General features: G+C 62.6%; 23 protein-coding genes. 15 read left to right on the top strand and 8 right to left on the bottom strand.

Annotation, left to right across the window (positions count from 1 at the left end):
- Positions 1-21: 21 nt before the first annotated feature.
- Positions 22-1,065: a Fe(3+) ABC transporter substrate-binding protein gene (locus ABJ363_00585; GenBank protein ID MEP4377467.1), complete on the bottom strand. Its 1,044-nt coding sequence runs from the start codon at positions 1,063-1,065 to the stop codon at positions 22-24.
- Between the two features lie 176 nt (positions 1,066-1,241).
- Complete coding sequence (locus tag ABJ363_00590) at positions 1,242-2,285, bottom strand: Glu/Leu/Phe/Val dehydrogenase dimerization domain-containing protein (GenBank protein MEP4377468.1); 1,044 nt, start codon at positions 2,283-2,285, stop codon at positions 1,242-1,244.
- Between the two features lie 250 nt (positions 2,286-2,535).
- Between ABJ363_00590 and ABJ363_00595 the strand changes: the two genes are divergently transcribed.
- Positions 2,536-2,772, top strand: coding sequence for a hypothetical protein (locus ABJ363_00595; protein ID MEP4377469.1), 237 nt, complete (start codon positions 2,536-2,538; stop codon positions 2,770-2,772).
- A 16-nt stretch (positions 2,773-2,788) separates the two neighbouring features.
- Here the strand turns inward: ABJ363_00595 and ABJ363_00600 are convergent, their stop codons facing one another.
- The 3 genes from ABJ363_00600 to ABJ363_00610 are packed head-to-tail and all read right to left on the bottom strand — an operon-like array spanning position 2,789 to position 7,758.
- Positions 2,789-3,988, bottom strand: coding sequence for an iron-containing alcohol dehydrogenase (locus ABJ363_00600; GenBank protein MEP4377470.1), 1,200 nt, complete (start codon positions 3,986-3,988; stop codon positions 2,789-2,791).
- The gene (locus ABJ363_00605; GenBank protein ID MEP4377471.1) at positions 3,985-6,321 is read right to left on the bottom strand and encodes a xanthine dehydrogenase family protein molybdopterin-binding subunit; all 2,337 of its coding nucleotides are present in this window, start codon (positions 6,319-6,321) and stop codon (positions 3,985-3,987) included. Before ABJ363_00605 ends, ABJ363_00600 begins: the two co-directional genes overlap by 4 nt.
- Positions 6,322-6,366: 45 nt before the next feature.
- Positions 6,367-7,758: a glutamine synthetase gene (locus ABJ363_00610; protein MEP4377472.1), complete on the bottom strand. Its 1,392-nt coding sequence runs from the start codon at positions 7,756-7,758 to the stop codon at positions 6,367-6,369.
- A gap of 176 nt (positions 7,759-7,934) precedes the next feature.
- Here ABJ363_00610 and ABJ363_00615 point away from each other — a divergent pair, with 176 nt between their 5' ends.
- Complete coding sequence (locus tag ABJ363_00615) at positions 7,935-8,162, top strand: hypothetical protein (GenBank protein ID MEP4377473.1); 228 nt, start codon at positions 7,935-7,937, stop codon at positions 8,160-8,162.
- 21 nt (positions 8,163-8,183) lie between these two features.
- On the opposite strand, the gene ABJ363_00620 is transcribed toward ABJ363_00615, so the two are convergent.
- Positions 8,184-9,206: a 2-oxoglutarate and iron-dependent oxygenase domain-containing protein gene (locus ABJ363_00620; GenBank protein MEP4377474.1), complete on the bottom strand. Its 1,023-nt coding sequence runs from the start codon at positions 9,204-9,206 to the stop codon at positions 8,184-8,186.
- A gap of 12 nt (positions 9,207-9,218) precedes the next feature.
- The gene (locus tag ABJ363_00625; protein MEP4377475.1) at positions 9,219-9,656 is read right to left on the bottom strand and encodes a DUF488 domain-containing protein; all 438 of its coding nucleotides are present in this window, start codon (positions 9,654-9,656) and stop codon (positions 9,219-9,221) included.
- Positions 9,657-9,915: 259 nt separating this feature from the next.
- On the opposite strand from ABJ363_00625, the gene ABJ363_00630 reads away from it, so the two are divergent.
- The 11 genes from ABJ363_00630 (at position 9,916) to ABJ363_00680 (ending at position 22,522) form a co-directional block, all read left to right on the top strand.
- Entirely contained in the window at positions 9,916-10,908 is a 993-nt protein-coding gene (locus ABJ363_00630) for a DUF3179 domain-containing protein (protein MEP4377476.1), read from the top strand.
- A 30-nt stretch (positions 10,909-10,938) separates the two neighbouring features.
- Entirely contained in the window at positions 10,939-11,991 is a 1,053-nt protein-coding gene (locus ABJ363_00635) for a DUF3179 domain-containing protein (protein ID MEP4377477.1), read from the top strand.
- A gap of 13 nt (positions 11,992-12,004) precedes the next feature.
- Positions 12,005-12,973 carry a DUF3179 domain-containing protein gene (locus ABJ363_00640; protein MEP4377478.1) on the top strand — a complete coding sequence of 323 codons (969 nt, stop codon included), beginning with the start codon at positions 12,005-12,007 and terminating at the stop codon, positions 12,971-12,973.
- A 72-nt stretch (positions 12,974-13,045) separates the two neighbouring features.
- Positions 13,046-15,184, top strand: coding sequence for a molybdopterin-dependent oxidoreductase (locus ABJ363_00645; protein MEP4377479.1), 2,139 nt, complete (start codon positions 13,046-13,048; stop codon positions 15,182-15,184).
- Entirely contained in the window at positions 15,181-16,080 is a 900-nt protein-coding gene (locus ABJ363_00650; GenBank protein ID MEP4377480.1) for a division plane positioning ATPase MipZ, read from the top strand. The genes ABJ363_00645 and ABJ363_00650 overlap by 4 nt, the downstream gene beginning before the upstream one ends.
- Positions 16,081-16,094: 14 nt before the next feature.
- A complete protein-coding gene (locus tag ABJ363_00655; protein ID MEP4377481.1) occupies positions 16,095-16,820 on the top strand; it encodes a VWA domain-containing protein in 726 nt (241 codons plus the stop codon).
- A 9-nt stretch (positions 16,821-16,829) separates the two neighbouring features.
- Positions 16,830-17,576: a DnaJ domain-containing protein gene (locus tag ABJ363_00660; protein ID MEP4377482.1), complete on the top strand. Its 747-nt coding sequence runs from the start codon at positions 16,830-16,832 to the stop codon at positions 17,574-17,576.
- 88 nt (positions 17,577-17,664) lie between these two features.
- Positions 17,665-18,546 (top strand): UTP--glucose-1-phosphate uridylyltransferase GalU, encoded by an 882-nt coding sequence (galU, locus tag ABJ363_00665; protein MEP4377483.1) that lies wholly within the window; start codon positions 17,665-17,667, stop codon positions 18,544-18,546.
- A complete protein-coding gene (locus ABJ363_00670; GenBank protein ID MEP4377484.1) occupies positions 18,543-19,865 on the top strand; it encodes a UDP-glucose/GDP-mannose dehydrogenase family protein in 1,323 nt (440 codons plus the stop codon). The genes galU and ABJ363_00670 overlap by 4 nt, the downstream gene beginning before the upstream one ends.
- Positions 19,866-19,874: 9 nt before the next feature.
- Positions 19,875-21,260, top strand: coding sequence for a phosphomannomutase/phosphoglucomutase (locus ABJ363_00675; GenBank protein MEP4377485.1), 1,386 nt, complete (start codon positions 19,875-19,877; stop codon positions 21,258-21,260).
- 140 nt (positions 21,261-21,400) lie between these two features.
- Positions 21,401-22,522 carry an LLM class flavin-dependent oxidoreductase gene (locus ABJ363_00680; GenBank protein MEP4377486.1) on the top strand — a complete coding sequence of 374 codons (1,122 nt, stop codon included), beginning with the start codon at positions 21,401-21,403 and terminating at the stop codon, positions 22,520-22,522.
- 17 nt (positions 22,523-22,539) lie between these two features.
- Here the strand turns inward: ABJ363_00680 and ABJ363_00685 are convergent, their stop codons facing one another.
- Positions 22,540-23,826, bottom strand: a complete 1,287-nt coding sequence (locus ABJ363_00685; protein ID MEP4377487.1) for a D-alanyl-D-alanine carboxypeptidase — start codon at positions 23,824-23,826, stop codon at positions 22,540-22,542.
- Positions 23,827-23,955: 129 nt separating this feature from the next.
- On the opposite strand from ABJ363_00685, the gene ABJ363_00690 reads away from it, so the two are divergent.
- Entirely contained in the window at positions 23,956-24,609 is a 654-nt protein-coding gene (locus ABJ363_00690) for a hypothetical protein (protein MEP4377488.1), read from the top strand.
- Between the two features lie 62 nt (positions 24,610-24,671).
- Positions 24,672-25,502 carry an alpha/beta hydrolase gene (locus ABJ363_00695; GenBank protein MEP4377489.1) on the top strand — a complete coding sequence of 277 codons (831 nt, stop codon included), beginning with the start codon at positions 24,672-24,674 and terminating at the stop codon, positions 25,500-25,502.
- The last annotated feature ends 53 nt before the right edge of the window (positions 25,503-25,555 follow it).

A 25,555-nucleotide genomic window follows, 5' to 3' on the forward strand; every position in this document is an offset into this window, starting at 1 on the left:
CATTCCGGCTCGCGGCTGCGGCTAGTCGTTGTAGCCGACCTTGTCGACCAGCTTGAACGCATCGGCCCGGAGCGCGGCGATACGGTCGAGCGCCAGTGTGTCGGGATGCAGGTCACCCATTGAGCGCAGCAAACCGGCCTGTGGGACACCCGCCACGATCGGGTATTCGAAGTTCTGCTCCGAATACATCTGCTGGGCCAGATCGCCGGTCAGAAACTCCATGAGTTTTACGGCATTGTCCCGGTTCGGGGATGCCTTGGTCATCGCCATGCCCGAAATGTTCACATGGGTGCCCTTGCCGCCGATGGCCGGGAAGACCGGATAAACCGACTGGGCCCAGCCGAACTGCTCTTCATTCTGCAGCATCAGACCGAAGTAGTAGTTGTTGCCCAGTGAGATATCGCACTCGCCCTCGTTGATTGCCTTGACCTGCGCGCGATCGTTGCCCTGGGGCTTGCGGGCCAGGTTCGACTTGAGGCCCCGGAGCCATGCCTCGGCCTTCTCTTCGCCGTGATGCGCGATCATCGCGGCTGTCAGCGCGACCTGATAGACATGGTTGCCCGAGCGGGTGCAGATACGCCCGGCCCACTTCGGATCGGCGAGCTCCTCATAGGATTTGGGGGCTTCGTTCTGTGGCACCCTGTCCTTGGAGGCATAAACGATACGCGCGCGCTGGGTGAGCCCATACCAGTGACCTTCACCCTGACGGAATGCGGCGGGGATGCTCGTGGTCAGCTGCGCGGTCTCGACCGGTGCGGTGACGCCGGCTTCGTAAGCGTCGTTCAGGCGTCCGATATCGACCGTAAAGATCAGATCGGCAGGGGAGTTGCGGCCTTCCTGCTTCAGACGTTCGACGAGGCCCTTGTTGGCGAAGACCACGTTGACCTTCACGCCGGTGTCGCGGGTGAAGGCGTCGAACATGGGCTGGATCAGAAAAGGCTGACGGTAGGAATAAACGTTGACCTCGCCGGGATCCACGGCAGCCTGCTCATCAGCGGTAGCGCCCGGGCCGATCAGGAGAGCCGCGAGGCCGGCAGCGGCGAGGGCGTAAGTACTTTTGCGCATTTTTTACTCCGAAGATTCTGTTTGCGAATGAGAATGGTTCTCAAAGGAGGCGAAACATATTCGCCCGTGATTCTAATTGCAAGTCATTCTCAATTGCAGGGGAGCAAGCGCATTGATCTGCGTCAAAACAGGCTGATAGCGATCAGATAATTTCGGAACAACGGCCAGAAACTGGCCTACGCTGCGTGGAATCGTTCTTCGGCCATCTGATCCGCGACAAAGTTTGTCGCCGCACCCTCTGTATCCGCGCGTTCGAATATCTCAATCAACGTGTCGTGGATTCGGTCGAGATGTTCATAGATCGTGGAGTCGTCGTGGGCGCCGCCGAAGTCGGTCCCGTGGGCGATCTCGATAATGCCGCCGGCGTTGATCACATAGTCGGGCGCGTACAGAATGCCGCGCGCGGCCAGTTCGGCACCGTGCCTCTCTTCGGCGAGCTGGTTGTTGGCCGAGCCCGCGACGATCTTTGCGCCCAGTTCTCCCACGGATTTATCGTTGATCACGGCGCCCAGAGCGCAGGGTGCGAACACGTCGGCGTCGGCGCGATGCACGTCGTGGGTATCGACGGGCATCGCGCCGTATTCGTCAACCGCACGCGCAACGACGTCGTTGTTGATGTCCGCGACCTGCAAACATGCGCCGGCTTCATGCAGGCGCCGCGCCAGGTCGAAGCCGACCGAGCCGAGGCCCTGGATCGCGACCTGCACATCGGCGAGCCCGTCATTGCGCCCGAGCTTGTGGGCGACAGCGGCGCGAATGCCCTGGAAGACGCCGTAGCCGGTATACGGAGAGGGGTTGCCGCTGGTCGCGCTTGTTCCGGTGACGTGCTTCGTCACTTTTGACATCTCGTCCATATCCGCGACCGTCATGCCGATGTCTTCGGCGGCGATGTAGCGACCCGCGACGCTGTCGACGATCCGTCCCATGGCGCGCATCAGGGCCGGGGTCTTGTCGGTCCGTGCGTCGCCGATGATGACCGACTTGCCACCCCCGAAAGGGAGACCCGCCAGGGCCGATTTATAGGTCATGCCACGCGACAGCCGCAGCGCATCTTCGAGTGCGGCCGCCTCGTCGGCATAGGGCCACATGCGGCAACCGCCGACGGCCGGCCCGAGATTGGTGTTGTGGATCGCGATGATCGCGCGCAGTCCGGTCTCCCGGTCGAATCCGAACAGGACATTTTCATGCCCGTCAAAGGCAGGTGCGGCATACACGGACATGCGGTCCTCCAGAGCGGCGGGATGACTTAACATCCATTAACCAACTTCTAGGATTTTGCATCTGCGGTGTTAAACATCAATGAACATCAAGGGCTTGTATCCTGTTTGAAAGATACCGGACCGCAGCAGGGTTAATGTGAGGTGGAATAGGACGCCTTGCCCGAGCGCACTATAATAATATTTCAATGCAAGCCGGATCGATTCGACCCGGCATCATCAGGATCAATCGACGGGAGCGAAGGCGACGCAAATGCCCGAGTCCAAGCAGCGTGCGAAGGTCGAACCGGAAAAATGGGAACAGCCCAGTGGCGAGGCCATGAGCTGTGAAGAGTCGATTCTCGTTCTGCGCGAGAATCTCGTCGAAATCCAGGACGTCTGCCAGGAAGCACTCGAAGACGCCGTCCTGATGGATGTCTCGGAAGCGCAGTTCCGCAAGGTCTTGCACGCGCTCGTCGATGAACTGGCGAACCCCTACAAAAAGGGATAGGGCAAACAGGCTTCCCCTAGCCCAGGTCTCCGGCGTGCGCGGCCGCGAAGAGTTCGCGAAACCCGGTGGCGTCGAGCGCGACGGGATTGGCCAGCGCGGTTGGGTCCGCTGCCGCCATTTCCGCGAGCTCGTCATAGCGTGACTGATCGATGCCGAGATCGGACAGTGTATGGGGTATCTCGAACTGCGTGCGTAGTTCCAGCGTCCAGTCGAAGAAAGCATCGAACCCGGCGGTGGCATTGTCTGCATGTTGCGTCAGGCCGAGATAGGCGGATACCCGGGCGAGCCGGGTTTCGATCGCCGCCCGGTTCCGTTTGAGCACGTAGGGCATTACCACCGCGTTGGTGAGACCGTGATGGGTGTCATACAGCGCCCCGATGGGGTGACTCATCGCATGGATGGCCCCGAGGCCCTTCTGGAAGGCGGTTGATCCCATGGCGGCGGCGGCGAGCATGTTGGACCGCGCCGCGAGGTTCGCACCATTCGTGACGGCGGTTTTCAGGTGTTCGTGAACCAGGCGCATCCCCTCGAGCGCGACCCCGTCACATAGCGGGTTGTCGAAGGGCGAACAGTAGGCTTCCAGACAATGGGCGAGGGCATCCATGCCGGTGGCCGCCGTGATGTGGGGTGGCAGACCAAGGGTCAATTCCGGGTCGGCGATCACAATGCCGGGCATCATGCCGGGATGGGTGATGATCACCTTGCGGTTGGTCGCCTCGTTCAGCACGACCGTCGAGCGGCCCGTCTCCGACCCGGTGCCGGCGGTCGTGGGAACAGCGACAACGGGCAACGGCGCTGCCGCTCGAAGCCAATCGTTGCGGCCTTCCTCGAAGTCCCAGAGGTCGAGGCCGTCATCGGGTTGAGCGGCGGCGAGGGCAATCGTCTTGCCTGCATCGAGAGACGAGCCGCCACCGAATGCGATCACCCCGTCGCAGCCGGCGGCGCGCATGGCCTCGATGCCGGAACGGATATTGGCACTCACCGGGTTGGGCTTGATGTTCGAAAACAATGTCGGCGTCGCACCGTCGGTCGCCGCCTGCGCCAGAGCCGACGACACCATGTCGAGGCCGGCCAGTCCCGGGTCGGTCACGAACAGGGGTCGGGCTATACCCAGTGTCTTGCAGGCGCGCGCCAGCATCGAGACCTTGCCCGCGCCGAACCAGATCGTGGTCGGGAAACTCCAGGTGCCGCGCAGCACGGCCGGGTCGTTGGTCATGTGTTGGCCTGGCCGGAAAGGGCGCGCCAGATTTTCTCGGGTGTCGCGGGCATGTCGAAATCGAGCGCGCAGCCGCGCGTGGCCAGCGCGTCGGCGATTGCATTCATCACCGTGGGGAGGGCGCCGACAAGCCCGGCCTCGCCGATGCCCTTGACCCCGAGCGGGTTGGCCGGCGACGGGACGGGATGAAAGTCCGTGACCAGATTCGGAACATGCCGCGCACGTGGCAGAGGATAGTCCATCAGCGACCCGGTCAGCAGCTGGCCCGATTTGTCGTAGACGCTGTTTTCCAGCAGTGCCTGGCCGATTCCCTGCACCACACCGCCATGCACCTGGCCGTGGACGATCATGGGGTTCACGACCGTGCCGACATCGTCGACCGCGACGTAGCTCTCAACCTCGATTTCGCCCGTACTCGGGTCGATCTCGACTTCGCAGATATGGCAGCCGTTCGGGAAATACTGGTCCTGCGCCCGAAATTCCTCCTCGCTGTCGAGGCTGTCGGGAACGCCCTCGGGCAGGCTGTCCGGCGCGGCACGCAGCGTGCGCACGGTCTTGGCCAGCGCCAGCAATTCGATTTTCCTGTCAGTGCCCGTTACCCGGAACTCGCCATCCGCGAATTCGATATCCGCTGTGGCCGCCTCCAGAATATGCGCGGCGAGTTCGCGGCCTTTTTCGATCACGGCGTCGCAGGTGTTCGCGATGGCGGAGCCGGTCATGATCATGGAGCGCGATCCGATGGTCGCCAGGCCGATCGGCACATCGTCGCTGTCGCCCTGATGCAGGGTGATCGCATCGAATGGCAGGCCGAGGCGGTCGGCCACGACCTGCACGAAGCTGGTCTCATGTCCCTGGCCCTGGCTTTGGCTTGCGACCACAAGGTCGAGATTGTCCTCGCTGTTGAACCGGAGAATCGCGCCTTCGAACGGTACCGCGCCGACGCATTCCAGGCAGCTTGCCAGGCCGCGCCCGCGAACCTTGCCGGCGGCCTCGCTGGCCGCGCGGCGAGCCGGAAAACCGGCCCAGTCGGCCGCTATGAGCGCCTTGTCCAGGACGGCCTCGAACTCGCCGGAATCGTAGGTCCGGCCCGCCGGGGTCTCATAGGGCATGGCCGTGGACGGAACATAGTTTATGCGCCGCAGTTCGAGCGCGTCGCGCCCGGTCTCGCGGGCGGCTTCGTCGATCAGCCGCTCGACGATCAGGGCCGCCTGCTCGCGGCCCGCGCCGCGGTACGGCCCGACCGACCCGGTGTGGGTGAACACAAGCCGCACCGTGATGTCCAGGACCGGTGTCCGGTACACAAGCGGCAGACCGTTCGTCATGTTGCGGACCGAAATGAAGGGGCCGTGGCCGGCGTAGTAGGCGCCCATTGCGTCGTCCACGGTGACCCGGATCGCCAGGAAGTTGCCGTCATCATCGAGCGCAAGCGCGGCGTCGATATCGGCGTCGCGTGCCTGGTTGTCCGACAGGAAATGCTCGGCGCGGCTGCCGGTCCATTTCACCGGGCGGCCGAGCACCTTGGCGGCGAACAGGATCGCGACGTCTTCCGGGTAGGGCTGTTCCTTGACGCCGAACCCGCCCCCCACATCATGGGTGCGGATGCGCAGCTTGTCGCCGGGGATACGGAGAATCTGCTCGCTCAGGACTTCATGCATGTAGTGCACGCCCTGGCTGGAACAGGTGAGGGTGTAGCGGTCGGCGGCGGCGTCATGCTCGGCGAGGCTCGTACGCACTTCCATAGGGTTCACGACGACCCGGTTGTTGCGCAGCTTCAGCCGTGTGACATGTGTCGCGTCGGCGAAGGCGCGGTCGGCTGCATCGCGGTCGCCATGGGTCCATTCCTGACAGACATTGCCGGGCGCGTCGGGCCACACGACGGGCGCGCCGGGGGTGCGCGCGTCGGTGATCTCGATGGCGGCGGGACGCTCTTCGACATCGACCGCGACGAGGTCGGCTGCGTCATCGGCCTGGGCGCGCGTTTCCGCGATCACCACGGCGACGGGTTCGCCGACATGGCGCACGACAGTATCGGCGAGACCCGGGCGCGGTGTGGGAGTGGTCACGAAACCGGGAAGCAGGGCACGCGGGAGTTGGCCATGCATGCCGGCCGCGACGAGGTCGGCGCCGGTAAAAATGCCGACAACGCCCGGTGCGTTGGCGGCGGCGGTGGTATCGATGCCGCGGATGCGGCCATGCGGTACCTGCGCACGGACGAAGCTCGCATAGGCCTGTCCGGCATGATTGATATCGTCGGCAAACGTGCCGCGCCCGGTGAGGAACCGTGTGTCCTCGCGGCGTCGGACCGGCTGTGAGATTCCGAATTTTTCGACCATCGTCTTCCCCCTTTTTTGGTGATGTTACACCAGTGCGGCGGATTGTCAGATCAGTTCGAAATACCGGTCCATTTCGGCCTTGCCGATCGTCGGTTCCATCGGAAGTTGGCGGGCCTCCCAGTCGCGTGACGCGGCGAAGTGATCGACGAAAACGTCGCCGAACCATTCCCGCGCCATCTCCGAGTCCGCGAAGCGTTTGCCGGCATCCGCAAGGCTTGAAGGGAGGCGAAGACTCTCGGGATGCGTCCTGTCATAGGCGTTGCCGGTTTGCGGTTCGGTTGGCGCGATCCGCTGTTCAATGCCGTGCAGGCCGGACGCAATGGCCGCGGCCGCGACCAGGTAGGGGTTCGCGTCGGCCCCGGGAACCCGGTACTCGATGCGATGTGATTTCGGGGTGCCCGGCAGGGCCCGGATCGCACAGGTGCGGTTGTCGATACCCCAGGTGGCGTCGGTGGGTGCCCACATTCCGGGGATCAGGCGGCGATAGGAGTTCACCGTCGGCGCGACCATGGCCGTCAGCTCGGCCATACGGGCCTGCTGTCCGCCGATGAAGTGGCGCATGGTGTCGCTGATTGCGTTTTCAGCCGCGGGGTCGTGGAAGGGACTGGCATCCCTGTCTCCGGATGACAGAGACAGGTGCAGGTGGCCCGACTGCCCGGCCTCGTCCAGACTCCATTTCGCCATGAAGGTGGCCACCAGTTCGCGGTTCTGTATGAGCGCCTTCGTGTAGGTTTTGAACAGGCTGGCCTTGTCGGCCGCCACCAGCGCGCCGTCGGCCTGGATGGCGGCCTCGATCACGCCGGCCCCCATTTCCTCGTGTATTCCTTCAAGTCCGATACCCATCGCCGCCATGCTTGAGAAAATGTCGGTGTAGAGCGGGCTCAGCGTGGATTGGCGAAGCAACGAGTAGCCCGTGTTGCCGGAGGCGACGGGTACCATGTCGCGATAGTCCTTGGCCGCCGCACTTGCCGGCGTTTCCGCGAAGACGAAGAATTCATACTCGAAGCCTGCGCTCACGCCGAAGCCCATACCGGCGGCTTTTTCGAGCACCCTGCCGAGCACCCCGCGCGGGCAGATTTCTGACGCGGGGTCAGCGAACTCGCACAAGAACATCCAGCAGTCGTCTTCGAACGGAATCTGGCGACCGGTTTCGGGGATGATCCGCACCGGCGCGTCGGGGAACCCGGTGTGCCAGCCGGTGTAGTGGCTGTTGTCATAGAGTTGATCGTTGATGTCCCAGCCGAGGACCACGTCGCAAAAGCCGAAGCCTGAATCCAGTGCTGTGAGAAATTTCTCCCGGTGCATGTATTTGCCGCGCATCAGGCCATCGATATCGGTGAGGCCGACTTTCACGAAGGGATGGGCACTCTCGCGCACCCGGTCGGCGGCGTCCTCGATACTGCTGATCGGCTTGTGGGCCGATGGTTCCTGGTTCATTCAGACATCCTTTGGTGCGACGAAATCGAGGTGATCGCGGCGCGATACTACGTTTCTGCGGAAGAGCCGCCAACGCCTTCCGTGTTCGCCGCACCGCTCTCCGGGAGTTGAATTCCCCCTGGATGCGATTCTGTGTCAGATTGCATGAACCACGGCATTAAGGACGGAACCGAACCATGAGTATGGAAGTCATTGTGATCCTGGCCCTGATCGCCATCTGCATTGTCCTCGGTACCTGGTCGGCGCTGGTCACCAAGGACAGCTGGGATACCAAGTCCGCCGAGGGCGAGGATGGATTCGACTATCACAAGGCCACACTGGGCATCCATCAGCCGCCAGGCGAGGAGGCGTGGGAAAAGGATCTCGACGCCCTGCGGATGGATCAAAAGCACCGGCTTTGCTGAGCAGGCGCTCCGGGTCCACGCCTAGTCCCAGTCTTCGGCGTAGGCGAAGTTCCGCGCCGCATAGTCTGCGTGAAATTCTCCGAATGTGACCGGCGGGTACTTCGCCGGATGTTCGGAGTCCGTGCAACTGGGCAAACACTCCATCACGGCATCCACATTCGGATAGAGAAAGAAGATGTTCGAGTGGCGGTCGGTGTCGGATGCCGCGCGAACCCGGTGGGGAGTCGCCTGATACACATCGTTGGACCAACGACTCAGGGTGCTGCCGGTGTTGAACAGCAGACCCTCGGGCACGACCGGTTGCGCGATCCATTCATCCGACGGTGTGAGAATTTCCAGGCCCGGATGGGTGGCCGGTGGAATAAGTGACAGGAACGACAGGTCCTTGTGACCGGGCAGGGAGATTTCTTCATTCCTGTCGGGGACCTGCGGGTAGTGGGCGATCCGGGTCATTGAACTTGAACGCTCGAAAAACGGCGTGAAAAACTCCGGCGCCATTCCCAGGGCGACGGACAGGACCGGCAGCAGTTTCCGGGCGAAGCTCTCGAATGTCTCATGGAATTCCATGAACGCGCGTCGCACGCCGGGCGCCGTCGCCTCTTCCGGCCATTTGTTGTGGCCGCGAAATCGACGGTTTTTTCCGAAATCCGGATCGTCGGGTGAGAGATCGAAGGTGAATTTATACGCCTCGCTGACCTGCGCCTTCTGTGCCATCGCGTGGGTCTCGAAGGTGTCTTTGTGCACGGATACGTTCGGCGGCATGTAGCCGCACTGGTGACGGTTCATCCGCACCTTCAGTTTCTCGTCCATCGGCAGGGCATGGAACCGGCGCGCGGCATCGAACGCCCGCCTCACGACTCCCCGATCGATCCTATGGTTGATCAGAAACAGGAAACCTATGCCCGTGCAGGCCTCGTGGAACGCTGCCGCGGCAAGCTCGACGGCGCCTGGATCGCGGGCGAGCACCGGCCCGATATCCACAATTGGTATCTCGTTGGAGTCGATGCCGGCGGTCGGTCGGGCGCTGGCGCTGCGGCGGGGCATCGTCGTCATCCCCTACAGATGGGCCACGTTCAGCGACCGGCCCCACCTGTCCTCCAGATATTCGACCACGAGGCGGCGATGGCAATTGTGGGGCTTGTCCTCGCTGCACAGCAGGCACGCGCCTTCGAGCTCTTCCGGCTTGAACTGTTTCTCGATCTTCCGGGCGCGCATGATTTCGAGGAAGCGGGGTTCGAAGGCATCCCATCCGAGACCCTTCTTGCGATAGTCGGAGAACAGGGTCTCATCGGGGGCAAGTTCCGGCGCGTGCCGATACTCGATGCCACCGATGTGACCGAGAAAGTAGGCGAGGTCGGTGGCTTTGGCGAACCCGGCGAGCTGGGATGTATTCTGCAACCGGACATCGATCACCGAGCGCACGCCCGCATCGTTCAGGCGGCGGAAGAAATTTTCCGCACTGGTCTTCGTGAACCCGATAGTGAACGTCGCCATGCCTGGAAGTACTCCCGTTGCCGGCCGGTCTGCTTGGCCTGAACTCAATTCGGCAAGTCCGCCAATTCTCTCACAAATACGTGACGCAGAGTGACTTTATGCGAAGCGGCGGATCATCATCTAATGCCCATGATCATCGTGCTTCTCCATTCAAATCACGCTTGGAGAAAACTGAACGGCGGCGGAGACGCCGCTGTTTTTTTCCCCGCCATGATCATGCGAACTTTAAACTGAACACGAAAGCGACGGGATGTTCGTCATGCCATTTCTCACCACTCAAAAATGGGGCCGCGTCGGTGCCATCATCGGCGCCGGCCTGCTGTTCCTCGCCGTGTCCGCCAGCGGTCAGGCCAACCCGGCGTTCTGGAAGCTTGAATGGCCACAAACGGATTTCTCGAAATCGAGCGTACCGTTTGACGAAATTTTCTCGGGCGGAGTCCCGAAGGACGGCATTCCCCCGATCTACGAACCGCGCTTTGCGTCCATCGCCGAGGTGGACCGGTTGTATACGGGAACCGAGCCGGTGATCACCGTGTCGATCAATGGCGCGGCCCGCGCTTATCCGCTGGGTATCCTGATGACCCATGAGATCGTCAATGACGAACTCGGCGGCAAGCCGATTGCGGTCACCTTCTGTCCGCTGTGCAATTCGGCGGTTGTCTTCGAACGCGACGTCAACGGCCAGACCCTTACATTCGGTGTGTCCGGCAAGCTTCGCTTCTCCGATCTGGTGATGTGGGATCACGAGACCAACAGCTGGTGGCAGCAGTTCATCGGCGAGGGGATCGTCGGTGAGATGACCGGCACCCAGCTGACCATGCTGCCCGTCCGTGTCGAGGCGTTCGACCTGTTCAAGGAGCGGTTCCCCGAGGGCGAGGTGCTTTTGAGCCCGCGCGGCGGTCCTGGTTTCAACCCCTATGCCGGTTACGACAGCGCGTCGCGTCCGTTCCTGTATCGCGGTAGCTTCCCCGAGGGTATCCGCCCGCTTGACTATGTGGTTGCCGTCGGCAGCGAAGCCTGGTCGATGGAGCTCCTCAGCAAGGAAAAGCGGGTCGAGACCGACAACCTGGTTATCACTTGGGAATCCGGCCAGAACTCGGCGATGGATGCCCGCAATATCTCCCATGGCCGAGACATCGGTAACGTGACAGTGCAGCGCAAGGAAGGCGACAAGCTCGTCGATGAAGTTCATGACGTGACCTTTGCGTTCTCGTTCCATGCGTTCAACCCGGACAGCACCATCAACAAGTAACTCGACGGACAGAGACCCGGACGCGCAACCATGATGCTGAAAAGATTCCTGAGCAGGCATCTCGGCGATGGAGAGGGCCGGTCCCGGTCGGGGCTGGCCTTCGTCGTTTTTGCAATCGCCGGGTTGTCGCTCTGGTCGGCGTTGCCGGGCGCCTTCGCGCAGGGTGTGTCGAAATGGCAGCGAGAGTTCCCGGCGACCAATTTCGCGAGCCGGATCGTCGAACTCGATGAAATCGACGATGACGGCAATACGCGGGATTCAATCCCGCCGGTGCGCGAGCCGAAATATGTGCCCGCCTCCGAGGTCAGGGATATCGGCCCGCTCGAGCCCGTTTTGTCGGTCGGCATCAACGGTGATTTCCGTGCTTACCCGCTCCGCATCCTGCTGTGGCACGAGATCGTCAACGAGGTTATCGGGGATACACCGGTGCTGATCAGCTACTGCCCGCTTTGCAATTCGGGTGTGGTGTTCGACCGACGGTTGGGAGAGCGGCTGCTGGAGTTCGGCAACACCGGCCGGCTGCGCCATCGCGATATGGTCATGTATGACAAGGAGACCGAGAGCTGGTGGCAGCAATTTACCGGTGAAGCAATTATCGGCGACCTTTCGGGCAAACGCATGACGCCGATCCCGGCCCGGCTGGAATCCCTGGCGCGTTTCCGCGAACGCGCGCCGGACGGCCAGGTGCTGGTGCCCGAGGACGAGGGCGCGCGACCCTATGGCGCCTCGCCCTATGTGGGAATGGACACCCAGCGTATCCCGCGCGCGCTGCAGGCGGTTCACTTTCCTTATCCGCTACCGGACGGGGTGAGCCCGATGGACCGGGTCGTGGTCGTCGGCGATGAAGCCTGGACGCTTTCGGCACTGCGCGAGAGGTCGCCGGTCACGGACGATGACCTGGTGCTGAGCTGGCAGGCCGGTCAGAACTCCATCCATGACACGCAACTGATCTTCCGGGGCCGCGACGTCGGCAATGTCGTGGTTCAGCGGAAAACAGCCGACGGCGCCGAGGATGTGCCCTATGACGTTGTGTTCGCCTTTTCGTTCCGCGCCTTCAATCCGGATGGCACGCTTCACCGCTAGCGTGTTGGCGCTTGTGGCCGCGTTGCTGTCCGGTGCGCCGGAAGCGTCCGCCGATCCGGATCTGTGGAAGCGCGAGTTTCCGCTGACCGATTTCGCGCGCACCGAGGTGCCGCTCGAAGAGATCGAGGATGACGGCAACTACCGCGATACGATTTCTCCCATCGATAATCCCGTCTTTCAGCCGGTGGCCGCGCTGACGGCGATGGGACCGCTCGAGCCCGTACTCTCCCTCATCATCGACGGAGATGCGCGGGCCTATCCGCTGCGCATGCTGCTGTGGCATGAGATCGTCAACGATACGGTCGCCGGCGTGCCGGTGCTCGTCAGCTACTGTCCGTTGTGCAATTCCGGCGTCGTCTACGACCGACGGGTCGACGGGCAGACCGTCTCGTTCGGGAACACCGGCCGCATCCGCCACATGGACATGGTGATGTATGACCGCGCGACAGAGAGTTGGTGGCAGCAATTTACCGGCGAGGCGATCGTGGGATCACGGGCAGGCATGCTGTTGCGTACATTGCCGGCGCGGCTCGAATCTCTGGCGCGATTTCGCGAACGGGCACCGGACGGCAAGGTCATGATCCCGGCCGATGTGATGCGTCAGCCCTATGGCGAGACGCCTTATTTTCATATGGATACCCTGTGGGATACCCAATCGCGGAATATGGTGCGCGAGCGGTATCCTTCCGGCCTGCCTGACGGGATATCGCCTTTGACCCGGGTTGTCGCCGTCGGTGAGCGGGCATGGACGGTCGATCTCGTGCGCGCGCGTGGCCGGGTGGAGGCCGACGGCCTGACCCTGACCTGGCATCCCGGACAGAACTCGATCCATGATAGTCCGTGGATTCCGGCGGGGCGCGATGTGGGGAACATCATTGTCCAGCGAGCGGGCGCAAATGGCGCGTTGCGTGATGTCCCCCATGACGTGACGTTTGCGTTTGCGTTCCGGAATTTCCGGCCGGACGGTGAGATCGTGTTCTGACGCCGCGGAATTCGCCGGAAGATCGACGATTCCGGGCATTTCCGTTATAGTGCGCCTCTGGAGATACACAAGATGCCACTCGACCAAACCGGACCGAATCAACCCGCCGATGGCACGGAGGCGGGGCACAAAGATGGCCATGAGTTTCGCGGCGAGGTGCAGGTTTTTCACTCGGCCTGCCCGCATGACTGCCCGAGCACTTGTGCGCTGGAGGTCGAGCGCCTGACGCCGCAGACGATCGGTCGGGTGAGGGGTGCAAGCGCCAACACCTACACGGCGGGTGTGATCTGCGCCAAGGTCGCGCGCTATGCAGAGCGGGTACACCATCCCGACCGGCTCACCAAACCCTTGCGGCGTGTCGGCAAAAAGGGCGTCGGTCACGAAGCCTTCGAGGAAATTTCCTGGGACGACGCCCTCGACACCGTCGCCGCGGAACTGACCCGCGCTGCGGACAGGCACGGCTCCGAAACGGTCTGGCCGTTCTTCTATGCCGGCACAATGGGGCTGGTGCAGCGCGACGGGATCGAACGCCTGCGCAACACGATGGGTTATTCGCGCCAGCATTCGACATTCTGCAATGCATTGTCGGATGCCGGCTGGATGGCCGGGGTCGGCGCGAAATGGGGTGTGGACGCGCGCGAGATGGCGGAATCGGACCTGATCGTCATCTGGGGATGCAACCCGGTGAGCACCCAGGTCAATGTGATGAGCCATGCCACCCGCGCGCGCAAGAATCGCGGCGCGAAGATTGTGGTCGTCGACCCCTATGTGACCGAGACCGCCAAGCAGGCCGACATTCATATCATGCCCAACCCGGGTACCGACGGGGCGCTGGCATGCGCCGTCATGCATGTCCTGTTCCGCGACGGGCTGGCGGACCGGGCGTATCTGGCGAAGTACACGACAGACGCCGACGCGTTGGAGGCGCATCTGCAGGCGCGAACACCGGAATGGGCCTCGGCGATCACCGCGATCCCGGTCGAGGAGATCGAGGCGTTTGCGAAAATCTATGGCGCGAACAAGCGCAGCTATCTTCGGCTGGGGTTCGGATTCACGCGGTCGCGCAATGGTGCCGTACAGATGTTCTCGGCGAGTTGTCTGCCGGCCGTAACCGGTGCGTGGCAATATCCGGGCGGCGGTGCGCTCTATGCCCATGGCGGCATCTACAACATCGATAAAACCCTGATCGAGGGGCAGGACGCGCGCGACACGGGTGTGCGGCTGCTCGACCAGTCACGCATCGGTCCGATCCTGACCGGTGACCCGCGCGATCTTGGCGACGGCCCGCCGGTAACCGCGCTGTTCATCCAGAACACCAATCCGATGAATGTGGCGCCCGACCTCGGAAAAGTGCGCGAGGGCTTCATGCGCGAGGACCTGTTCGTGTGTGTGCATGAGCAATTCATGACCGAGACCGCGCAGATGGCCGATATCGTGCTGCCGGCGACGACATTCCTGGAACATGATGATTTCTACGTCGCAGGCGGGCACACCCATCTCCAGGTCACACGCGCGGTGATCGAACCGGTGGGCGAGGCGCGCTCCAACCATGATGTGCTGTGTGCGCTGGCGGAGCGTCTGGGGGCAGCCCATCCGGGTTTCGACATGAATGCGTGGGAACTGATGGACGAGACCCTGCGCCGATCCGGCTACGAGGGCGCGCAGGCCATATGGGAAGGGCACTGGGAAGATCGGGCGCGATCCTTCGAAGATTCCCACTTCATCAACGGTTTCGGACATCCCGACGGCAAGTTCCACTTCGCGCCCGACTGGTCGAAGATCGGCGGCAACCATCAGGGCATGCCGCGCCTGCCGGACCATGATGCGAACATCGACAACCGTGATGACGCGCACCCCTTCCGGCTGGTGACGGCGCCGTCGCGAAACTATCTGAACACAAGCTTCACCGAGACCGCGACGAGCCAGGCGCGGGAGGGCCGTCCCGAGGCGCAAATTCATCCCGATGTGTGTGTCGAACTCGGCCTGGAGGCCGGGGGACTCGTGCGGATCGGTAACGCACAAGGCACGGTCCTGGTCCATGTGCGTCCGACCGAGGGACTGCGCCGCGGCACGGTCATCGTCGAGAGCGTTTGGCCGAACCGGGCCTTCGTCGAGGGGATCGGCATCAATTTGTTGATCAGCGCGGATGCGGGCCGTCCGAACGGCGGCGCGGTCTTCCACGATACCGCCGTGTGGCTGCGTGGCGCATGACGATCGGGGAAACAGACCCGCGAAAGCCGGATCGGGAAAGCCTTGCCGGAACCGACACGACTGTCATCGTGCTCGGCAACGAAAAGGGCGGGACCGGCAAATCGACGACGGCGATGCACATCATCGTCGGGCTGTTGCGCGAAGGCTATGCGGTCGGCGCAATTGATCTGGACGCGCGACAAGGCACTCTGGCCCGATATTTCGACAATCGCCGAATCTACGCCGCGAAGATGGGCCTGCAGCTGCCACACCCGACCTACCGGGCGATCGGACGCAGCGAACTGGCTGATCGTTTTGCGGCGGAAGAGGACGAGCGCGCCCGGCTTGCGCAGGCCATGTCCGAGCTGGCCGGTGTTTGCGATGTGGTCGTGCTGGATACGCCCGGCAGCGACAATCCGCTGTCGCGCGCAGGCCATTCCTATGCCGATATCCTGATCACACCGATGAATGACAGCTTTGTCGATCTGGACCTGCTTGGCCGGATCGACCCCGAAACCAATGCGGTTCTCGCCCTCAGCGACTATTCGGAAATGGTCTGGGAACAGAAGAAGGCACGCGCCTTGCGCGACGGCGGTTCGATGGACTGGATCGTGATGCGCAACCGGCTTGCCACGCTGGATACGAAAAACAAGCGCAATATGGATGCCGCGCTGGAGGGGCTGTCCCGCCGGCTTGGGTTTCGTCTCGCACACGGCTTCAGCGAGCGGGTGATTTTCCGTGAATTATTCCTGAAAGGCCTGACCCTACTTGACGTTCGCGAGGAAGGTGCCGATGTCACATTGACCATGTCTCACATGGCGGCCCTGCAGGAAGTTCGCAATCTGTTGCAGGCTATTGGCGTACCCGAAGCAGCCGCCGCGCCCGAGGTTGTGCCCGGCGTTGCGGCGGTACAATAGGAGGCGATGGCGTCGTGACTGGAACCGACCGCGACCCGAAACTGCCCGCCGACGGCTCGTCACGCGCGGACATCGACGCGTTCCTGCAGAAGGTCGCGGCCACGCCGCCGACCAAGCCCGCCGGACGACCGGGGCGCCTGCTTTTTGCGATCGATGCCACGGCCAGCCGCGAACCCACCTGGGACATGGCCTGCCAGATCCAGTCGGAGATGTTCGCTTCGACCGACGATATCGGCGGGCTGGAGGTGCAACTCGCCTTTTATCGGGGCTTCGGCGAGATGAAGGTAACGGACTGGCTTGAATCACCCGACGATCTGGTGCGCCGCATGACGAAGGTACGCTGCCTCGCCGGCCGTACCCAGATACGCAAATTGCTGCGTCATACGCTCAAGGAGACCAAGCGCCAGAAGGTGGATGCGCTGGTCTTTGTCGGCGATGTGGTGGAAGAGGACATCGATGAGCTGGGGCATTTTGCCGGCCAGCTCGGCCTCGTGGGAACGCCGGTGTTCATTTTTCATGAAGGCGGGGAGCCAGTTTCGCGGCGCGCGTTCGAGCAGATTGCCAAATTGTCGGGGGGCGCATATTGCGGCTTCGACGCGGGCAGCGCGCAGCAGCTGCGTGAATTGCTCGCCGCCGTCGCGGTCTTCTCTGCCGGTGGCCGGCGCGCCCTCGAGGATCTGGGGAAGCGCAAGGGTGGCCGGGTACTCCAGATAGCCGACCAGATGCGCGGCGCGAAATAGGATCGATCCATGTTGCCGCTTCTCGTTCTCGCAATCTTCGTCCTGGTAGGCCTGTATTTCGTGGCGCGCTGGTTCGTTAGCGCGCAGCCGGCGCAGATATTGCGCGCCCTGCGCTGGACGGGCGCCATCCTGCTGGTGGCCGGGCTGATCGCGATCGTGCTTTCGGGACGATGGAATTTCATCTGGGCTTTGCTCTTCCCCGCGATGCCGTTCCTGATGCGCCTGCGCGCCATGAACACGATGCGCAAGAACGCCCGCGGGCCGCGCAGCGGCCAGACGAGCCAGGTCGAGACGCGAATCTTGCGGATGGAACTCGATCATGACACCGGCGATATGGACGGCGAGGTTCGCGAAGGACCGTTGGCCGGGCGGATGCTCTCGGCGCTGAAACTCGGTGAGCTTGTCGAACTCTGGCGGCTCTGTGCGGTGGAGGACGAACAGTCCCGCAGCGTGCTTGAGAGTTACATGGACCGCAATCATCCCGAATGGCGTGATGTTGCGGGAGGAGAGGCGCAAGACGGCGCTGAAACGGGTGGAAATGCCGGGGGCGGATCGGGCGGTCCGAGTCCCTGGACGCAGACGGGCATGAGTGCGGCGGAGGCCCGGGAGATACTGGGCGTGGACGAAAATGCGTCGGATTCCGACATCGAAACGGCTTATCGGACCGAAATGAAGCGCGCACACCCCGACCAGGGGGGGTCCGATTGGATGGCCGCGAAGGTCAATCAGGCCAAGGATACGCTACTCGCGCGGTAACCACGCACGCTTGCGGGCACCCCGGCGCTATGGCAAAAGTCGGACATGCGCTCGTCGGCGCTCCTCAAACGGATTTCCGGCCCTTTTCATGACCCATCGCGTCCGCAAGGCGATTTTCCCCGTCGGTGGCATGGGAACCAGGTTCTTGCCTGCGACCAAAGCCATGCCCAAAGAGATGCTGCCGGTGGTTGACCGGCCGTTGATTCAGTACGCCGTCGATGAAGCCCGGGCGGCGGGCATCGAGCAGTTCATTTTCGTGACGGGCCGCGGCAAGAGTGCAATCGAGGACCATTTCGACCGCAGCATCGAACTCGAGGCGCTCCTGGCGGCAAAGGGTAAATCGGCGGAACTGGACGATATACACGGCTCTCTGCTGCAACCGGGCAACATCGCCTATGTCCGCCAACAGGAACCGCTGGGCCTGGGACACGCGGTCTGGTGCGCGCGTCATTTGGTCGGTGATGAGCCGTTCGCCGTGCTGCTGGCCGACGATCTGATTCAGGCCGAGACGCCGTGTCTGCGTCAAATGGTCGATGTTTTCGAGACGACGGGCGGTAGTGTCATCGCCGCAATGGAAGTGCCCGACGCGCACACCTCGCGCTACGGCATCATCGATTCCGGGGGCGCGGAAGGCCGTGTCCGGCCGGTGACCGGGCTGGTCGAGAAACCGGCCCAGGGCAGCGCCCCGTCTAATCTTGCCGTGATCGGCCGCTACATCCTCACGCCCGAGGTGTTTTCGGAACTGGAACGCGGCGAAACGGGTGCGGGCGGCGAGATCCAGCTGACGGACGCGATGGCCAAACTGATCGGCCGGCAGCCGTTCCATGGCCTCGCCTTCGAGGGCCGGCGGTTCGACTGCGGCGACAAGCTCGGATTTCTCGAGGCGAATGTGGCATTCGCGCTCCAACGCGACGATCTGGGGCCGGGAACACGCGAGATGCTGGCGCGCATAGGAGGGCTGTCCGAATGAAGATCGCGATGGTGGGAACGGGATATGTGGGCCTCGTGTCGGGCGCATGTTTCTCGGAGTTCGGCTGGGATGTGGTCTGCGTCGATCTCGATGCGGACAAGATCAAGATGCTTGAGGCGGGCAAGATGCCGATCTACGAGCCCCGGCTCGATGATCTGGTCGCGCGCAACGTGGCGGGCGGCCGGCTGAGCTTCACGACCGACCTGGCGGGCGCCGTTTCCGATGCCGATGCGGTCTTCATTGCGGTGGGGACACCATCGCGCCGCGGTGACGGCCATGCCGACCTCAGCTATGTGTTTCAGGCCGCCGAAGATATTGCGCGCAACGCCAAGGGCTACACCGTCGTCGTGACCAAATCGACGGTTCCCGTCGGCACGGGCCGCGAGGTCATGAAACGCATCCGTGCCGCAGCTCCGGATGCCGACATCGATATCGCCTCGAACCCGGAATTCCTGCGCGAGGGTTCCGCGATCGAGGACTTCATGCGCCCTGACCGGGTGGTGATCGGTGCGGATACGGAGAAGGCGCGAGAGACCGTCGCGAGCCTCTATCGGCCTCTTTTCCTGCGCGACACGCCGATCATCCAGACGAGCCTCGAGACAGCGGAGCTCATCAAATATGCCGCCAACACATTTCTGGCGACCAAGATCACCTTCATCAACGAGTTCGCGGATTTGTGCGAGAAGGTCGGTGCGGACGTCCAGGAGTTGGCCAAGGGGATCGGCCTCGACGGGCGGATTGGCGGCAAGTTCCTACACCCCGGTCCGGGTTATGGCGGGTCTTGTTTTCCGAAAGATACCGAGGCTCTGGTCCGATCGGCCCAGGATGCCGGGGCGCCCGTCACGATCGTCGAGCAGGTTGTCGCGGTCAACGCCGAACGCAAGGAGGCAATGGCGCGCAAGATCATCGCGGCCTGTGGCGGCAGCGTCGAGGGCAAGACGATCGCCGTGCTCGGGCTCACATTCAAGCCCAACACCGACGACATGCGCGATTCGCCCAGTCTGATCATCGTGCCGCGTCTCATGGAGGCGGGGGCGACCGTACGGACCTTCGACCCGGTCGGCATGGATGAAGCGAAGAAACTGCTGGAAGGACCGGTCTGGTGCCAGGATGCCTATGACGCGATGGACGGGGCGGATGCGGTGGCGATCCTGACAGAGTGGAACGAGTTCCGCGGGCTTGATTTCCGGCGCATGCAATCACTCCTGAAGGCCCCCATCATGGTCGACCTCAGGAACATTTACCGACCCGAAGAAATGGCCGCCGCCGGCTATCACTACACATCCGTGGGCCGTGCTTCCGTAACCCCAGCCAGCTAGAGGTTCCGCATGGCGGATGCCCATTCGTTCGATCTCACGATTCTGCGTGAGTATGATATCCGCGGGATCGTCGGTGAAACCCTGACGTCGCAGGATGCCTACGCCGTCGGCCGCAGTTTCGGTACCTGTGTGGTCGAGCGCGGGGGCGACCAGGTCGCGCTGGGGTTCGACGGGCGCCTGACGTCGCCGGAACTGGCGCAGGCCGTGCTCGAGGGTCTCATGGCCTGCGGGCTTGCGGTGAAACGGATCAACATGGGGCCGACACCCATGTTGTCCTTCGCGATCCGCCATCTGGAAACCGGTTCCGGCCTGATGGTCACGGGAAGCCACAACCCGGCGGACTATAACGGGTTCAAGATGACCCTGGCCGGCAAGCCGTTCTTCGGCGACGACATCCAGCGCCTCGGTGAGATTGCACATTCTGCCGCCTATGCCGAAGGCAACGGCAGCGTCGAGGATATCGACGTGCGCGAGGACTATGTGGCGGTCCTGGCGAAGGAACATGAGCCGATGCGCATGGCGCGCATCGCCTGGGACCCGGGCAACGGGGCCGGGGGCGAAGTCCTCAACATGCTCTGTTCGCGCATGCCCGGCCATCACCATGTGGTTAACGGCATCGTCGACGGCACGTTTCCCGGGCACCATCCCGACCCGACCGTGGCGGCTAATCTGGTCGACCTGCAAAACCATGTCGCGGAGCATGATTGCGAACTGGGGATCGCCTTCGACGGGGATGCCGACCGTATCGGTGTGGTTGACGGCAAGGGGCGTATCCTTTGGGCCGACCAGCTCATGATGCTGTTCGCCGAGGATGTTCTGCTCGACAATCCCGGCGCCACGATCATCGCCGATGTGAAGTCGAGCCAGGCCCTTTTCGACGAGATCGCCCGGCTTGGCGGCGTGCCGACGATGTGGAAGACGGGGCATTCGCTGATCAAGTCGAAGATGACCGAAACCGGTGCGCCGCTGGCCGGTGAAATGAGCGGTCACATTTTCTTCGCCGACCGCTATTTCGGCTTCGATGACGGCCTGTATGCCGCCGTCCGGCTGTTGTCGCTGCTGGAACGCAAGCGAGAGGCCCTGGCCGACCTTCTCGACAAGCTGCCCGTGGTTTGCAACACGCCCGAACTGCGTTTTCCCTGTGCCGAGGACCGGAAATTCGCGGTGATCGGCGAAGTCGAAGCCCGCCTGTCCGAGGCCGGGGCCGATGTATCGGGTATCGACGGCGTGCGTGTGAGCACTCCTGACGGCTGGTGGCTGTTGCGTGCATCGAACACCCAGGATGTATTGGTGGCCCGGTGCGAAGCGCGCGACGAAACGGGTCTTGCCCGGCTGAAACAAGACTTATCCGACCAGCTCGCGGCGAGCGGCATCGAGGCGCCGGAAGACCTCTGATTTCCGGGGTTTCGCTTGCCCGGCATGCGGTCAATTATTTGCTCAGTATGCAAGATTGCCGGCGCATTTTGGATCGCCGCAGGCGTATCGAGCGCATACCCTGTTCTGATCGATAAGGTCGGACTATTCAGGTAGAGATCATGACCGCCATGAAATTAGGTTACTTCGCCATGCCGGTGCATCCGCTGCACCGAGACTACACTCAGGTGCTGCGCGAGGACCGCGAGGCGGTCATTCTCTGCGATGAACTGGGGTTCCACGACGCGTTCATCGGCGAACATCTGACCGACAAGGCCGAGAGCATCACCAACTCGATGATGTTCCACGCGACGCTGATTCACTCGACCAAACAGATCAAGCTCGCAACCGGGACGACGAACCTGTCCCACATGCACCCGGTCCTGGTCGCTGCCCATGCCGCCATGTTCGATCATCTCGCCGAAGGCCGGTTCATCATGGGCATCAGCCCCGGCGCGCTGCGGTCCGATGCGGAAGCGCTGGGAATGATCGACGAGGATCGCAACCAACTCTTCGCCGAAGCGATCGACGTGATTCTCGAAATCTGGGAACGGGACCCGCCCTACAACATCGATCTGCCGGACAACCGGTTCAAGGTCTCGACCGAGGTTTCGATTTACGAGGAAGTCGGCGTCGGGATCATGCCGAAGCCCTACCAGCAGCCGCGGCCTGAAATCGTCGGTACGGTCGTCGCGCCCTTCTCAAAGGGCGTCATCGCCATGGGCGCACGGGATTTCCACCCCCTGTCGGCAAACTTCCTGATCGACAAATGGGCGGCGACCCACTGGGCAAACTACAAGCAGGGCAAGGAGAGCGCCGGTCAGGACGCCGACCCGGCAGACTGGCGCGTGGCAAGGACATTGTTTGTGGCCGACGATGACGCGACGGCGAAGCGTTATGGCAGGGACGATGCAAACAGCCCGTACCGATTCTACTACAGCCAGCTCTACAAGAAATTGAAGCGGTCGAACCGGCACACGGTCTTCGCGCATGATCGCGACGAGCCGGAATCGGCGATTACGCTCGATCGCATCCTTGAGGACCTGGTGATCTGCGGCACCGTGAACGAGGTCGTCGACCAGATTCTCGCCCTGCGCGAGGTGACCGGTGATTTCGGCGAGTTGGTCTACGCGGGCACCGACTGGGTCGACGAGCGATTGTCCCGGCGATCCATGCAGTTGATGGCCGAAGAGGCCATGCCCCGGGTCAATGCCGCGATCGGAAGTTCGAGGGCGGCTGAATAGCGGCGCCAACCGGCCGGTCAGCGAACCACCTGTGCCAGCTGGATATCACCGTTCGGGGTGACCATCGCGCAGGCCGATCCGGCGCTCCGCAATTGCCGGCAGATATTGCGGGCCTTGTCCTGTTCCATGCCCACGATGCGCGCGCGGAACAGGGTCGTGCCCTTGCTCTCCAGCGGCAGAATTTCGATGGTCGCCGTCGCGGGTAGCCCACGCAGCCTTTGAGAGACCTGTCCCGCGGCCAGATGGGCGCGGCTGTAGCCCTTGAAGGCGCCGACCTGGACGCCCCAGTCGAGAATACCGCCGCCATCGTCGCTGACGCTTCCCGGCGTGTTCACTGTAACGGGCACGGTGGCCAGCGCGAGGCGCGGCGCCGCGGTATCCGGTGTTCGTCCCGGAATCGCGGGCTTCGATACGGGCAGGGCGGCAAATGTGGAATTGGACTGCGCCCGGCCCCAGGAGCGATTCAGCAGGGAGGCCATATGGGTATCGCGCGACTGGCCCGTCTTGCCGCCGAAGACAACGCCGATCAGCCGGACGCCATTGCGCTCGGCGGACGCAACCAGATTAAAGCCCGAGGCACGGATATAGCCGGTCTTGATGCCGTCCATGCCGTCATAGGTCTTCAGCAGCTTGTTGTGATTGCTGTAGGTCCTTTTCCCGTACTGGAAGGTCAGATCCGAGAAATGTGCGTATTGGTTGGGGAAGCGGTCGAGCATCGCCTTGCCGAGAACGGCCATGTCGCGGGCCGTGCTGAGCTGGCCGCGGTTGGGCAAGCCGGACGCATTCTTGAAGGTCGTGCGGCGCATGCCGATCTCGCGTGCACGTTTTGTCATCATCTGGGCGAACTTGATCTCGGTGCCGCCGATCGCTTCGGCGACCACGGTCGCGACATCATTGGCCGACTTCACCGAAAGCGCCCCGATCGCCGCTTCGACCGTGATGGTCTGGCCGACCTTCAGGCCGAGCTTGGACGGCGCCTGGCCCGCTGCGCGCCGTGATACCGGCAGCGCCTGGTCGAGCTTCAGTTTCCCGTTCTCAAGGGCTTCGAAGACCATGAAGAGTGTCATGATCTTGGTGAGCGATGCCGGGAAATTGCGTGTGTCCGCGTTGCGCGCGTGGAAGACCTCGCCGCTTTGCGCGTCCATCACGAAGGAGGCATAGCCGGCCTGTGCCGGCTGGGCCGCAAGCAGGGCTGCCGCCGCGAACAGCCCCATCGCAAGGGCACGGGACGGGAATCGCCAGACATGCGCGCACATATTGCGGAACGCAATCCGTCCATCGCCGCAACCAAATAACGTGCCCATCAACAATCTTCCCGGTCAATTTTTTCAATTGAATCAATGTGATTCTAGTGAATGTACCGAATCCATGTAAATAGCATCATGGAATTAAGTCATCACTAACCATATTGAAAAGTGATGCAGCGAGGAATTATGCGCCGATTAACCCTCACAACCATTGCAGTCCTGGGGCTTGCCGCCTGTACCACTTTTAAGGGCTCGGTCGATAATCCCGTTGAACGATCGCTGACCTGGTTCAGTTATGTCGCGGGCGACGATATTCGCACCGCCTGTGCGGCGAACTCCCCCGATCAGTACAGATTTGTCTACAACGGCGTCTATGAGCGCCAGATCCGGGCTTATGATCTGCGCCTGGGTGCGGACGGTGCGGCGCTAACCTCGCGGGCGCGCAACGCAGCGGGGAATGTCCTCAACTTCCAGCTCCGCAGTCCGCTCAGCCCCTGGGAACTGCGCCGCTCGGATGTGCAGCTGACACCCGCCGATACGTCGGCGATCGTCGAAGGGCTCTCCAGGGATGTGGCAGCCGCGCCGGAATCGGCGGGCCAACGCCTTCGAAGCAACAAGTTCTATTGGACGGTCGCCGCATGTCAGTCAGGGACGTTCCGGTTGCACGCGTTCGAGCAGGACCGGGTCGAGATCGAGTCGCTGGCGTTTCGCAAGCCCCTGCTTGCCCATGACAAGACCGAGGTTAAAATTCTTGAAGCCGAACAAATTGAGGGCTTTGCCGACAATGCGTTCGAGATCAGAATAAACCGGACCGGCGACGGGATCGTCGGTCAGTTCTAGGGCCGTGGTTTTCATTGGATTTGTTCGCGCGCGGTCGGACTGCATTTATCGGAGTTGAGGCGATGACATTGTTGAGGCGCGAGGATTACCCGGATCAGTTGCCGCGGCCGGAGGCTGTGCTGGAGTATCAGCAGTTGCTCTGGGACAAGAGCCGGGACATCGAGGGCACGGACATTGCCTGGGGCGATGATATCTATCAGCGGGTCTCGATATATCCGGCGCCCGAGCCCAACGGCGATGTATTCGCGTTCATCCATGGCGGGCGCTGGACGAGCGGTCACAAGGAGGCCATGGCCTTCATGGCGCCGGGCTTCCATGCGGCAGGGATCACCTTCGCGAGCCTCGGTCACCGCCTGGCACCGGCCAAGTATGAGGACGGGTTCCCGGACCTTTGCAACGGACTGGCGTGTCTTTCCGCCAATGTTGATCGTGTCGGCGGCAATCCGCAGCGGATTTTCATCGGTGGGCACTCATCGGGCGGGCATTATGCGGCCCAGCTCGCCGTCACGCGCGACTGGCAGGCCCGCCACGGTCTGTCGCGAGACGTGATAAAGGGCTGTCTGCCGATCTCCGGTGTCTACGATGTCTCCTCGGACGCCGATTTCGACGACTGGCCGCCGCCCTGTTTGGGCGAAGGTGACGATGGGCATGAGAAGAGTCCGCTGTATCGGATCGCCGAGGTGCCGCCGCCGTTTCTGGTGACATGGGGCAGCGAGGACTATCCGTTTCTGATTCCCCAGGCCAAGGCATTTGCGCAAGCCATCACCGACGGGAAGGGGGAAGCGGATACTCTGGAAATTCCCGGGAAAACCCATTTCACGGTACTGGGTGACGGGGCCGACCCGGCCGGCGCATGGAATAAGCGCGCCGTGAACTGGATATCCCAGCACTAGAATCCGACGGCAATAATGGTGTTGAAACGTCCCCGCGTGTGCCGTGGGGCGAC

The sequence above is a fragment of the Alphaproteobacteria bacterium genome (assembly GCA_039980135.1).
In the GTDB taxonomy this organism is placed as follows: domain Bacteria; phylum Pseudomonadota; class Alphaproteobacteria; order UBA6615; family UBA6615; genus UBA8079.